13 protein-coding genes and 1 pseudogene are annotated in these 11,229 nt (G+C 44.9%); 5 read left to right on the forward strand and 9 right to left on the reverse strand.

What is annotated here, in order from left to right; translation table 11 throughout:
* Window positions 1-123 precede the first annotated feature (123 nt).
* From Q8J68_RS13505 to Q8J68_RS13515, 3 genes are all read right to left on the reverse strand, one after another.
* Window positions 124-1,833, reverse strand: coding sequence for a glutamate--tRNA ligase (locus tag Q8J68_RS13505; RefSeq protein WP_305312038.1), 1,710 nt, complete (start codon window positions 1,831-1,833; stop codon window positions 124-126).
* A gap of 149 nt (window positions 1,834-1,982) precedes the next feature.
* Complete coding sequence (locus Q8J68_RS13510) at window positions 1,983-2,282, reverse strand: hypothetical protein (protein ID WP_305312039.1); 300 nt, start codon at window positions 2,280-2,282, stop codon at window positions 1,983-1,985.
* Window positions 2,282-3,013 (reverse strand): fumarylacetoacetate hydrolase family protein, encoded by a 732-nt coding sequence (locus Q8J68_RS13515; RefSeq protein WP_305312040.1) that lies wholly within the window; start codon window positions 3,011-3,013, stop codon window positions 2,282-2,284. The genes Q8J68_RS13510 and Q8J68_RS13515 overlap by 1 nt, the downstream gene beginning before the upstream one ends.
* 529 nt (window positions 3,014-3,542) lie before the next feature.
* Between Q8J68_RS13515 and Q8J68_RS13520 the strand changes: the two genes are divergently transcribed.
* Window positions 3,543-4,781, forward strand: a complete 1,239-nt coding sequence (locus Q8J68_RS13520) for an SLC13 family permease (protein WP_305312041.1) — start codon at window positions 3,543-3,545, stop codon at window positions 4,779-4,781.
* A 79-nt stretch (window positions 4,782-4,860) separates the two neighbouring features.
* Here Q8J68_RS13520 and Q8J68_RS13525 read toward each other — a convergent pair whose 3' ends face one another.
* Window positions 4,861-5,850 carry a tetratricopeptide repeat protein gene (locus Q8J68_RS13525; protein ID WP_305312042.1) on the reverse strand — a complete coding sequence of 330 codons (990 nt, stop codon included), beginning with the start codon at window positions 5,848-5,850 and terminating at the stop codon, window positions 4,861-4,863.
* A 237-nt stretch (window positions 5,851-6,087) separates the two neighbouring features.
* On the opposite strand from Q8J68_RS13525, the gene Q8J68_RS13530 reads away from it, so the two are divergent.
* Window positions 6,088-6,549 carry a DUF5788 family protein gene (locus Q8J68_RS13530; RefSeq protein ID WP_305312043.1) on the forward strand — a complete coding sequence of 154 codons (462 nt, stop codon included), beginning with the start codon at window positions 6,088-6,090 and terminating at the stop codon, window positions 6,547-6,549.
* 64 nt (window positions 6,550-6,613) lie between these two features.
* On the opposite strand, the gene Q8J68_RS13535 is transcribed toward Q8J68_RS13530, so the two are convergent.
* The 3 genes from Q8J68_RS13535 to Q8J68_RS13545 all read right to left on the reverse strand — a co-directional run bounded on the left by Q8J68_RS13535 (window position 6,614) and on the right by Q8J68_RS13545 (window position 8,258).
* Window positions 6,614-7,162 carry a RimK/LysX family protein gene (locus Q8J68_RS13535; protein ID WP_305312044.1) on the reverse strand — a complete coding sequence of 183 codons (549 nt, stop codon included), beginning with the start codon at window positions 7,160-7,162 and terminating at the stop codon, window positions 6,614-6,616.
* Between the two features lie 124 nt (window positions 7,163-7,286).
* Window positions 7,287-7,679, reverse strand: coding sequence for a hypothetical protein (locus Q8J68_RS13540; RefSeq protein WP_305312045.1), 393 nt, complete (start codon window positions 7,677-7,679; stop codon window positions 7,287-7,289).
* Window positions 7,680-7,694: 15 nt separating this feature from the next.
* Entirely contained in the window at window positions 7,695-8,258 is a 564-nt protein-coding gene (locus tag Q8J68_RS13545; protein ID WP_305312046.1) for an LEA type 2 family protein, read from the reverse strand.
* Between the two features lie 237 nt (window positions 8,259-8,495).
* On the opposite strand from Q8J68_RS13545, the gene Q8J68_RS13550 reads away from it, so the two are divergent.
* Both Q8J68_RS13550 and Q8J68_RS13555 read left to right on the forward strand, forming a co-directional pair.
* On the forward strand, window positions 8,496-8,723 hold the full coding sequence (locus Q8J68_RS13550) for a DUF1059 domain-containing protein (protein ID WP_305312047.1): 228 nt from the start codon (window positions 8,496-8,498) through the stop codon (window positions 8,721-8,723).
* A 332-nt stretch (window positions 8,724-9,055) separates the two neighbouring features.
* Window positions 9,056-9,565 (forward strand): type 1 glutamine amidotransferase domain-containing protein, encoded by a 510-nt coding sequence (locus tag Q8J68_RS13555; RefSeq protein WP_305312048.1) that lies wholly within the window; start codon window positions 9,056-9,058, stop codon window positions 9,563-9,565.
* 81 nt (window positions 9,566-9,646) lie between these two features.
* On the opposite strand, the gene Q8J68_RS13560 is transcribed toward Q8J68_RS13555, so the two are convergent.
* Window positions 9,647-10,516 (reverse strand): GNAT family N-acetyltransferase, encoded by an 870-nt coding sequence (locus Q8J68_RS13560; protein WP_305312049.1) that lies wholly within the window; start codon window positions 10,514-10,516, stop codon window positions 9,647-9,649.
* A 215-nt stretch (window positions 10,517-10,731) separates the two neighbouring features.
* Here Q8J68_RS13560 and Q8J68_RS13565 point away from each other — a divergent pair, with 215 nt between their 5' ends.
* Window positions 10,732-10,950, forward strand: coding sequence for a hypothetical protein (locus Q8J68_RS13565; RefSeq protein WP_305312050.1), 219 nt, complete (start codon window positions 10,732-10,734; stop codon window positions 10,948-10,950).
* Window positions 10,951-10,989: 39 nt separating this feature from the next.
* On the opposite strand, the pseudogene Q8J68_RS13570 reads toward Q8J68_RS13565, so the two are convergent.
* Window positions 10,990-11,229 (reverse strand): annotated as a pseudogene (locus Q8J68_RS13570) (hypothetical protein); the annotation flags it as partial.

The following is an 11,229-nucleotide window of genomic DNA, read 5'->3' on the forward strand; positions in this document are numbered from 1 at the left end:
AGCTCTTGCGGGAAAAAGACCAGCATTAGAAGACTAGTGATCATACTCGATGAAATCAATAAGATTCGTCGCATATAAACGAAAGAGCATAAAAAAGAAAGCGAAAAGAGGAAAACACCCTTTTCACTTATGTGTATAATATGCCACCACTTCCTTACCCACTGAGTCGATCCGGCAGAACCCGAACCTTTCAAACTGGACCACCTTATCCAGTTCAGCGGTTATCTGTTTCTCCCCGATTCCTTTGAACTCGCCATCGGGAGAGAGGACCTTCACAGGTACACCGTCAACCGGCGCCCAGTGGATGATCTTCATCTTTTCCTTCTTCGCGGATTCGATGGCATCGTTGAGGTAATTTGCCTGGAGAGGCTCCATAGAGGTTACTTCCACATTATAGAGATCCTTGAGCCTGACCTTTGAACCCTCTGTAAGCTTTTCAACATCTTCCCTGCACACAAGTACTTTTGTGCTCACATCGATTTCACGGCAGCCGCGATTCTCCGTGGGATGCAGCGGTGGATTTGCAGTGCAAGGGTCTGCGCCTGTTACTTCCAGCTCCACTGGGTCCCATACGAAGAAATACCTGTTGGCCTTTGGTTCCACAAGCTTCCTGTTCTCGGCGTAGAGGGTGTCAAGGCTGATACTGATATCTGTTTCACCAACGCCCATGTCTATCATGAACTTACGGACAGCTTCAGGCTGAATGCCACGCCTTCTTATGGCGCGCACCGTCGGCAGGCGTGGATCGTCCCATCCATCATACTCACCTTCCTCTATAGCACGACGAAGCCCGCTTGTGCTGAACTTACCAAACTCGTGCATCTTCACACGTCCCCAGTGGGTCGTAATGGGATAGTCCCAGCCGAGGTATTTGTAGATATAGGTCTGGCGCTTCTCGCTGTCCATCAGATCTTTGCCCCTGATTATGTGGGTCGTGCCAAGAAGATGGTCCTCAATGGCGCCTTCAAAGTCAAGCAGCGGCCAGACGATATACTTGTCCCCTACCTCCTGCCGGGGATGAGGCATCTTCAATATCCTGAAAGCACCGAAATCACGCAGTGCAGGGTCCTTGTGCATGATATCGGTCTTGATGCGCAGCACTGCCGACTTCTCAGGATATCCTCCTAAGAGCATCTTATCCCAGTGCTCCAGGTTCTCCTGAGGCGATGTGTCCCTGTGAGGACATGCCTCTTTTGCATCCTTGAGCTTCTTGAAAGTCTCGCTCTCACAGAAGCACACGTAAGCGTTCCCGCCTTCAATGAGTTTTCTTGCCTGCTCATAATAGAGCGGTATCCTGTCGGAAGCGATGATTATCTCATCGGGTTTGGCGCCAAGCCAGTTACAGTCTTCGATATACCAGTCGTAGGCTTCCAGCATCGGGCGCTTTGTCTGCGTATCGGTGTCATCGAAACGAAGGATGAACTTGCCTTCATACTTTTTGACATACTCGGAGTTCACGATGATACCCCTGGTGCTTCCAAGGGTAGGCGGCCCGTTAGGGTTTGGAGCAAAGCGCATCACGACTTTTCTGCACTCAGCCTTCTCCAGGGGTTTGAGTCCCTTATCAGGCTCCTTTTTGGTACAAAGCTCCTCTATGAGTTCGGGAGCTATCTGTTCAAGGCGGGCCTGCCACTGCTCAGGGCTTCCTTTTGTAACATCTCCAAGGATCTCCTGAATGAAAGGAGTAACGTCTTTAGCCTTACAACGCAGATGCGGGCATTCACCCATAACACGACCCATCACGGCAGCTATCTGAGGTGCCTGGCCGTACTTCACAGCATTTTGGAGAGCATATTTCTCAACGGTCTTTTTGTCATCCTCTGTTAGTGTCATCCTATTCTCCGCAAAGATATTAGTTTAAGTGGATACAAGATAAGATATTTAGGTTATATGGCGCTCTAAGATATTCCAAAATTTCAGGAGTGTTTTTTGGTTTATTGAAGAACAGGTTTGAATTGCGATAACCGGATTTAAATGTGCGCTCACTGAGACTTGCCCAGCTCCCTGATGCGGGCTGCCTTTGACACCACATCACTGATACTGGCATCAAAACCGCAAAGGAACTCTTCTACAGCATCACCTGCAACAGCTCCCTGGGTTGAGGGCCTGATGAGTTGCTCCTGCTCCAGAATTCGCAGTGAATAGCGCACTTTATGCGTAGGCATGCCTGTTTCTTCGGCTAGTTTCAGAATGCCTATAGGTCCGCGCTCGACCACTGCCCTCAGAACCATTAAATGGCGCTCTGCGAGTTCCAGTTCTTTGTTGACCTGATCAAACAGCATTATACAACCTCATTCCTTAAGGTTCCTATTCCCTCGATCTCTACTTCCACAGTGTCACCCGGGTTGAGCTCCCCGATTCCAGGCGGAGTGCCGGTGGCGATGATGTCACCCACCTCAAGCGTCATTATGCCGGATATGAACTCTATGAGGTAAGGCACATCAAAAATAAGATTAGAAGTGTTTGAGTCCTGCTTTACCTCTCCATTGACCCTGGCTTTTATAAAGGCATTATCCGGATCAAAATCACTTGTCGGTATAATGAAAGGTCCCACGGGAGCAAAGGTATCAAAGCTCTTGGCCCTTGTCCACTGGACGTCCCTGCTCTGGAGGTCACGGGCGGTCACATCATTGAAACAGGTGAATCCCGCAATAACATCACAAGCCCTTTCATACTCAATGTTCTTGCATCTCTTGCCAATTATCACCGCAAGCTCTGCTTCGTAATCCACTCTATGGCTGCACCGGGGATACATTATCTTATCCCCGTGCCCTATAACCGCAGAAGGCGGCTTTATGAAAAGAACCGGTTCATCGGGCACCTTCATACCGACTTCAGTAGCATGATCATGATAGTTAAGTCCCACACATACTATCTTGCTGGGATTGCTGGGAGGAAGTACTTCCAGTTCCTCCATCTCATATGTTTTTCCATCACCATCGCGGGAAGTCACGATTCCGTTATTTATCTCTCCGTAGAACAAATCATCCATATACTTGAATCGTCCAAACATTATTCAAACTCTTCGCTTTCATTCTAGATAAGTATAGATGCCTTCATGGGAAAACAGGCTTCTCACAGAGTTTTATCCACACTGACAGAGAAGAATAGCAATAAAATAATAAAAGAATTAATTATAACTAGTTATTATTTAAACTATTTAATAGATATATATATATATATAGATACAGATTGAAACATTCATAGATATATAGAGGATATTACATGATCCCCCGGAAGTATCTGTTAACAGAAAAAAAACTATTTCCATTATAATATGAAGTTAAAATGCAATATACACAGGAACGCCATGAAACATTGTACGGACTGCGCGAGCATGACAAGTTCGACTATTCAGTAGACCTTGTTTTTAAGGAGTTCGACGAAATAAAGATGCATTTATACTAAGTGGGATTAATGCACGAAAACCTGCCGGGAAAACAGAACCTTATTCCTGCATGTTTCAATATCCTACTCTGCAATGATCTTGAAATTGCAGTGAGGATAAGTATTTAATCACCATTCCGGATTGTAACATCTTAATGATGTTACCCGTAATCATACTAGCACTGGTTTTCCTCCTGACTGCCGTAAGACAGGTAGGGAACATCAGGCTTGGGATATGGCAGATAATGTCGCTGGGCGCCCTTGGAGTGCTCGTGACAGGAAATATATCGATTCCCAATGCCATCCATTCCATCAATCTGGACGTCATGCTCTTTCTCTTTGGAATGTTCGCCATCGGACAGGCACTGGAAATGAGTGGCTATATGTCTCACCTTTCATATCGCTTTTTCAAGAACGCGGGCACAGTTGATGCGGTAATACTATACGTCCTGTTCGGGATGGGACTCGCCTCCGCATTCCTTATGAACGATACACTGGCAATAATAGGCACACCGGTAATGCTGCTCCTTGCCCGGGAACACAACATCGATCCAAAAGTACTGCTGCTGGCGCTGGCTTTTGCCGTAACCACGGGGAGCGTAATAAGTCCTATAGGGAACCCGCAGAATCTCCTTATAGCCCTGGGCGGGAATGTGGAAAATCCATTTATCACCTTCGTAAGATACCTGTTACTCCCGACTGTCGTAAACCTGCTGATAACATACTTGCTGCTTAAAATATTCTACAAAAAACATTTTTCCCCGGTGCCCCTTGATCACTCTGCGCCAAAGATCACCGACCACATACTTGCCAGATGGTCAAAGATCTCTCTTTTCCTGGTCATCGTGCTGGTCGCTGCAAAGATAGCTGTCACAACGGCAGGCATCCCTTTCAATTTCAGGCTGACCTATATAGCCCTCATCTCCGCGCTTCCGGTGCTTGTTTTGAGCAGCCGGAGAAAAGAGATAATAGCAAAGATGGACTGGCATACGCTTGTGTTCTTTGCAGCGATGTTCATACTAATGGAAAGCGTGTGGGACTCCGGGTTCTTCCAGAATATGATTGGCGCTCCGGGAGCTGACATTAACTCGGTCCCCATGATACTTGGGATAAGCGTGTTCCTCAGCCAGTTCATCTCCAATGTCCCGCTGGTAGCCCTCTACCTGCCTATCCTGTCACAGGCAGATATAACAGTCGTCCAGATGATGGCACTTGCAGCTGGAAGCACTATTGCAGGAAACCTGTCAATCCTCGGGGCTGCAAGTAATGTCATTATCATCGAGAATGCAGAAAAGAAAGGTAACATCACTTTAAAGTTCACAGAATTTGCGATGATAGGCGTACCCCTGACCATCATTCAGGTCTGTGTCTACTGGCTGTTCCTGTCAGCCTGATGTGAGAAATGGTTTGCAGCAGGCGGATTAAAACCACCTGCTTCAAAATACAAACTCAAATAGAACTTCAAGGTAACTATCAGATATAGGTCATTATTTTGAATGCTATCAGTATCGCAACAATGCCAACTGCCCAGAACTTGAGCGTTTCACTTACAGGTATCCTGATATCCATACTCTGGAGACTTCCTTTTCCAGGACTTAATGTCGCAGGCTGTGTTCCCGCGTGTGGACTTTGTGGTTTTGTTCCTTCCAGAGTCCTTACCTTAGTCTGTTTTTTAGGCTTAGCTCCCTTTTCCGGAGAAAGCATCCCGGTATTATCCAGAGACTCCGTCTTCGGTTCCTTCAGCCCTTCATGGGAGGAGTCTTTCCAAATATCCGCTTCTGAGGCAGTGGGTGATACAGCAATAGTCCCAGTATCTTCAGTTTCTGTCCCGGAGTCCATATCTACCTGCAAGGCTTCCTCATCATGAACCGTTGTGAATAAAGGAATTTCAGCGTCTTGTGACATCTCCAGGGAAGTCTTGCCATGATCAGAATCGTCTGAATCAGATTCTGAATCAAAGTCAGTATCCATATCTGGCATACTATGCTCTTTCGCACGCAGAGTGCTGAATATGGATTCATCTCCTGTTGGAGGCTTATAGGCAGAATCACTCATTTCTGGATCCTCTGCGACCCATTCATCTTCCGGCTGGCCTTCCAGTTGCTCTTCCAGCTCCTCTGCCAGTGAAACCTCTTCAGGCATCCTGTTCTCCGGGAATACAGAATTTTCCTCATAGTCTGCAGGTGTTTCTGAACCGTATTGCTTTTTCCCGACAAGTCCCTGATAATCGGGATCTATCTCTGTTGCAAGGTCAAAGCATCTTTTTGCCTCTTCAAAGTTCCCCATTTTTTCCAGGACCCTTCCCTTTTTGAACCATGCTTCTGCATTATATGGATTGGCGTCCAGAGCTTTTGTAAAATATTCTACCTGCTTTTCAGGGGTTTTAGCGTTTTCAGCCATTTTAAGCCAGTTCTGGGCGGCTTTGATTTTACCCTTGGATTTGACTTCATTAAGCATTCCCATAGCAACACCTTAGATCAACAATAGCAGACCACACCCTAAATATTCAGGAGCCTAATAGCCTGTACCTGAACTTATATGAGATTATATAAATAATTACCTGAATCTATTTTAGTTCTATACTTATTAATAGTTATTTATGGCCCATTCAAGTGCACTATTCTGCCTGCTGCCTGGCCACCACAATTTTCTTCAAAACATATTTGTGCCATGCCCTACAGCTTATCTTATAGGGAAGTTATGGACGAGACACCTGAAGACGAACTTATTACAGAGACGGAGAGAAAACAACTCCTTGCAGCACTGCATGCGCGCCTCTTCTGGGTAGGTAAAGAGATACCTTATAATTGCGATATAAAAGGGAAGATGTGCAATCTTCACAGTATCGTATGGGAGTTGCTAAAGAAAGAGGAACTTGATGAACAGGACCGGAGTCTAATTAATAAGTGTATTCTATACATCACTGAAAAAGCGAAAGAAGACGAGCTGGAACTGGCGACCGGACAGCTTACGCGGGAAGAGGCAGACAAGCTTTTCGATGAAACTGCAGGACTCATGCGCACGGTGATGGACCTGAGGGAGATCAAAGAAGGTACATCCAAAGAAAAGGAAAAGCAGTTCCATGAAACATTCTCCCGTGAGAGAGTCGCTGAGGCCCGGCGATGGCTGAGATTCCTAAAGGAGACAGGCGAGGTCAAATAGGAAAAGAGAAGTTGACACATTTAAGAATAGATACTCAGATGCAGTGAGTTCCAAGCTTAACCACTTAAACAGGCCCGGGTTCTGTATCTGCTGTTTCATATTTAAAAGCCCACATTGGGAGCCCTTCTATCTCAATATGTTCCAGGTGCTCCATTTCGTGGGCAGCATAGAACGCGGATGGGCCCGTAAACATCACCACCTTTTCCCCTACCTCGTGTACAAGGATCTTCCTTTTCTCGGTGCTGATACGTGCCGCAATTATCCTCTCAGCCCTGATGGTTATGGAATATGGCCGCGTTAGCAATACTCGTTCCTCCTGGTTTCCGCATTTCTCCAGACGGTTCACCACCCCCTCTTTTGCTACAGTTTCAGGGTTCACCAGCAGGTAGATCACTTCAAGTGTATTACCGGTCTTTGTTCTCTCATCATAGTTTGTATGAACCTGCATTACTGAGATACACTTAAGATGCTCTGCCGAATAGCTCCATGCTCCACCGATCTTAAGTGACAGCAGCATCGGATGGAAAGCATCCCGTGGAAGATCAAATTTCCTAAAGACCGCTTCCTCTCTTGCGCTCATTACCAGCGTGGACCTCAGGTCACTTACTTTCATGATTGTTATGATTATTGTAGAAGAGAAGATAAATAACTTGGCAAGGGAAAAAGACATGATGCTTTACAGCATCATGTGATTAGATTCTTATTCTCTTTTTGATCCACTTAAGAACATATGCTCTTTAATCTGTTCCGAAGGCTTCCCGGGTTCCTGGCAACAGGACATAGATAAGGATAAGTGCATTCAGTATCACTGAGATGTTTATGTCGTACCATGACCCTCCTGTTATCAGTATAATGAAACCAAAGCTCAGGTTCATAACTGTAATGAAGAGCAGGAACGTCCATGCCTGAGGATCGACCTCCCAGAGCATTCTTGTCACCCAGAACCAGATATAAGCCAGCAGGCCATAAAGCAATGCGTACCATATACTGAATATGCGGACGTCTACAATATCTACAGGCCCTATGAAGGGCAAAAAACCCAAAAACCTGAGAGTTATAATTGCATTTATCACACAGAGGATTCCGGCCAGGATAGCCAGGATCGTTACACCTATAGGTCTTTCTACCATAATATTCAACCCCCTTTAAGGTACGGAAACGTTATCGGATTCTGATGTACTTGATGACTCAGAAGTGTTCTCAGTCTCTGAGATGTTATCGGACTCTGAAGCATTGTTTGTATCTGAGATATTCCCGGAGAATGGCTGTTCAATTGCTCCCAACGGAGTATCAAAATACATTACTCCTTCAATAGTCCATACAACCATTCCTTCTGACAGAGCGCTAACAATCGTGGAAGGTATGGATGTTGTTTGCGCAATGAAGTTAGTCGATGTCCTTCTTCCCTCCTGAGGGGGTATCTCAACGGATTCCTCAAAGGTTCCATTTCCGATGAATACTTCATTCGCATAAATGCTATAGTTCATTCTTTCAAGTCTGGCAGTAACGTTGTTGGGATTATATATGTCCATAGTGATATTCAGATCGATCACTTCAGAGCTAATATCATTTACCTCAATTTCCCTTACGGTGATCTCTGTATCCTGCAAGGCTTCAATCTGTTCCTCCCGTGTTTCACAACCCATGCTTGCAATAGTTGCCAGCAAAAGGAGGATTATTAACCCCATATATGTAGAAATCTTTCCCATCTAAACAACTCCTTTGTACACTATCAAACCTATATAAAAAAAAAGAATAGATAGCCATAAATAAGATTAGGAAATTTTGCTCCTTACTTTTTTGAATGCAGAGTAGTCTAATTATATGAAATAGTTCATAGTAACAAAAATGAATAAACCAGCAAGACCTTTGAAGATACGCAGAGAAACTATCTTTATATCCTACTACTTTTATTAGTTTTTATCAGATCAAACGGAGCATGCATAATGAAAATAAGGCTTGTGAAATGCGGAGATATAGGGATTGCTAATTGCAATTACATGGCAATTGGCAACAACCTGGATGATGTTGAGAAGAACATGCTGGAACACATCGAAAAAGAGCACAAGGATTTGCTGGAAAGTATGACCGATGATGAAATTCACCAGCTCAAGCACAGGGTATCAACCTTCCTTGGAAGGAGCTGCGGCTGCGGCCATCTGCCAAAACCCTGAATTCTCTAATGCGTCTTTACTGTATGTAAGAAGCAGATGCCTCCCAATTCATGCATAGCTTGTGATATGTAGCTTGAACTGCGAGGCATCCACGGAAGGGGGGTGTTTTCTCTTCAAGGCACAGCTGTACAATTTAAGTTAGGAACTATAGATATAAAAAAACCTAAGTAATATTGATACTGAAAACTTTGATAAGTACTAGTATTTACCATTGGAAGGACACTGCGATCAAAGTGATACTGCAGAATGTTCCATTCTTCGATGTCCTCCCTGCCATAAGTTACATATAATCCACGCCCAGAGTACTATGCACCAACATGGGAGTAGGTGTTTTGAAAGCATTAATATTTGGAGCAGATGGGTTTGAGGATGTGGAACTTATCTACCCTTACCACAGGCTGAAGGAAGAAGGAGTGGATACACAAATAGTGTCCATGGAGAAAGGAAAGATCACAGGCAAGCATGGGTACTCTGTGGAGGCTGATGCAGCATTCCGGGAGATAGACCCTTCTAAATACGACCTGCTGGTGATATCGGGAGGAAAAGGGCCTGAAAAGATGAGGCTTGATGAGAGCGCGCTGGAAATTACCAGGCATTTCTTTAATCAGAACAAACCTGTCGCAGCAATCTGCCACGGCCCCCAGGTGCTCATATCGGCGGGAGTTGTCAGCGGAAGAAAAGCCACAGCTTGGCCGGGGGTAATTGATGACCTGAAAGCGGCCGGTGCCCGGACAGAGGACAGGGAAGTGGTTGTCGATGGCAATCTGGTGACTTCCCGCGGCCCGAAGGACCTTTACGCCTTTGGCAGGGAAATGATGAAGAAAGTGAAGGAAGCCACTTGACAGGAGATCAGCCTATATAATGGGATTTAGATTTTGTGAGTGAGAAGCTGTTAAGTGATCCTGGGAATGACTTATAGGAATTCAACCCAGCTCAAAAGTAGTCACCCCAAAAACCTTTTTTAGTTCGATATCAGGCGCTTTGCCCCTGTACATGCGTATGGTCTCAAAACAAACCGACATATCGTACTTATTTGCCAGTTCAAGGGCATCTTTGTTAGGTTGTGGCACATCAAGGAATAGAGGCTCATGCTCAGATACAGTGCTCCTCAATGCAAGGAAAAGTATCTCAGCTACGGACATATCCTCTGCGAAAAGAGGTCCGATCTTATACCCGTTACGGCATTTTCTCACAAGTCCATAGCCCTGCACACATCCATCCTTAACAGAAGCAAAGGCTGATGACCCTTCCTGTCCTGCCCAGCATGCCAGAAAATCCTGACGCATCTGTGAAAACAACAGGCTGTCATAAGCTAGTATATTCTCAAAAGGTACGTCACAGAGAGGAAACAGGCCATAAGGCATCACTCCGCCCCCCTTACCCTCAAATCGCATGTTCCTGTAACATGGAAGGAAACCATGCCTTGAATAATAGGACTCCTGCTCAAGAACGCCATCAAGTCCTATCACTTGCCCTTCCAGTCTTGCCATAGCAACGCTCCAGAGGGATGAACCTATGCCTTTTCCGCGATAATCTGGCTTTACAATGAACAAGCCAATAAATCCAAAAGAGCCGTTGTAGGATACTGCAGAAATGCAGCCAACGGGCTCTCCATTAAGCTCAGCAAGGAAGAAGCCATCTGTGTCGGCGTGGTAAAAACACTCCCCGTCATGAATTCCGGGATTCCATCCCTCATTCTCTGCCAATCCTATGACAAATTCAATCTCATCTGGCTTCGCAGCCCTTATACGCAGCCCCGGGAATTTTGTAGTTTCACACTTTTTTACATTCACAATAACACTTCTTGTCAGATCAATGACTTAAACATATTCAATTCGAATATTAAATTCATAATATAAATAGCGATTATCACAGCTACTCACATAATACTTTCACCGCGCTTTCTAGAAGTATATATGCAGAGACATAGATTTGCACACTATAGCAACTTGTTCATGCATATATTTTACAATAAATTGGCACTCAACCGGATAAGGAGAGTATTTCAATGGAAGGCAATATACACAACCGATGTCATGAAAGCGTCAGAATAGCAAACCGATGTCAGGGACTACTTAAACCAGGTAAGGTGAAAGACAAATCCGACATGCAGAAAATCAAGCATCTTACCACGAAAATGAGTGGCATCTTCAAGAAACAGGCGGTTGATGACAACATTTTCAAATCTGCAAGTTGCAGGTCTTACCAAGGTATAGAGTATGCTTGATTCTGTTGCGAACTTTCAGAGAGGGACACAACAGACATATCACTTATTATGCTTTTTCATTTGTTCTACTTTGTTGTAGATGAACTTTATCAGTTCTTCGAAACTTGTAATTTGTTGTTGATAGTTTTCAAAAATAGCAAGTCTCTTTCGTTTTTCTTCATTAGAAGCTTCTTTTCGGTACCTGTCTATGAGGGGTGATATCTTATTTCGGGCAATATTTAGCTCGGCCTCGTATCCGTTCTTTATCTGAAGGGTGAAAGCATCCAGGAGATCCTTTTC

It is taken from the genome of Methanolobus sp. (assembly GCF_030682845.1).
GTDB lineage: Archaea > Halobacteriota > Methanosarcinia > Methanosarcinales > Methanosarcinaceae > Methanolobus.

What these genes read in the sequence shown, in the direction of transcription:
- Q8J68_RS13510 (WP_305312039.1), bottom strand. Translation starts at nt 2,282, where the DNA reads ATGCTGTTTGATCAGGTCAACAAAGAACTGGAACTCGCAGAGCGCCAT.
- Q8J68_RS13525 (WP_305312042.1), bottom strand. Translation starts at nt 5,850, where the DNA reads ATGGGAATGCTTAATGAAGTCAAATCCAAGGGTAAAATCAAAGCCGCC.
- Q8J68_RS13535 (WP_305312044.1), bottom strand. Translation starts at nt 7,162, where the DNA reads ATGAAAGTAAGTGACCTGAGGTCCACGCTGGTAATGAGCGCAAGAGAG.
- Q8J68_RS13540 (WP_305312045.1), bottom strand. Translation starts at nt 7,679, where the DNA reads ATGGTAGAAAGACCTATAGGTGTAACGATCCTGGCTATCCTGGCCGGA.
- Q8J68_RS13530 (WP_305312043.1), top strand. Translation starts at nt 6,088, where the DNA reads ATGGACGAGACACCTGAAGACGAACTTATTACAGAGACGGAGAGAAAA.
- Q8J68_RS13505 (WP_305312038.1), bottom strand. Translation starts at nt 1,833, where the DNA reads ATGACACTAACAGAGGATGACAAAAAGACCGTTGAGAAATATGCTCTC.
- Q8J68_RS13515 (WP_305312040.1), bottom strand. Translation starts at nt 3,013, where the DNA reads ATGTTTGGACGATTCAAGTATATGGATGATTTGTTCTACGGAGAGATA.
- Q8J68_RS13520 (WP_305312041.1), top strand. Translation starts at nt 3,543, where the DNA reads ATGATGTTACCCGTAATCATACTAGCACTGGTTTTCCTCCTGACTGCC.
- Q8J68_RS13550 (WP_305312047.1), top strand. Translation starts at nt 8,496, where the DNA reads ATGAAAATAAGGCTTGTGAAATGCGGAGATATAGGGATTGCTAATTGC.
- Q8J68_RS13545 (WP_305312046.1), bottom strand. Translation starts at nt 8,258, where the DNA reads ATGGGAAAGATTTCTACATATATGGGGTTAATAATCCTCCTTTTGCTG.
- Q8J68_RS13565 (WP_305312050.1), top strand. Translation starts at nt 10,732, where the DNA reads ATGGAAGGCAATATACACAACCGATGTCATGAAAGCGTCAGAATAGCA.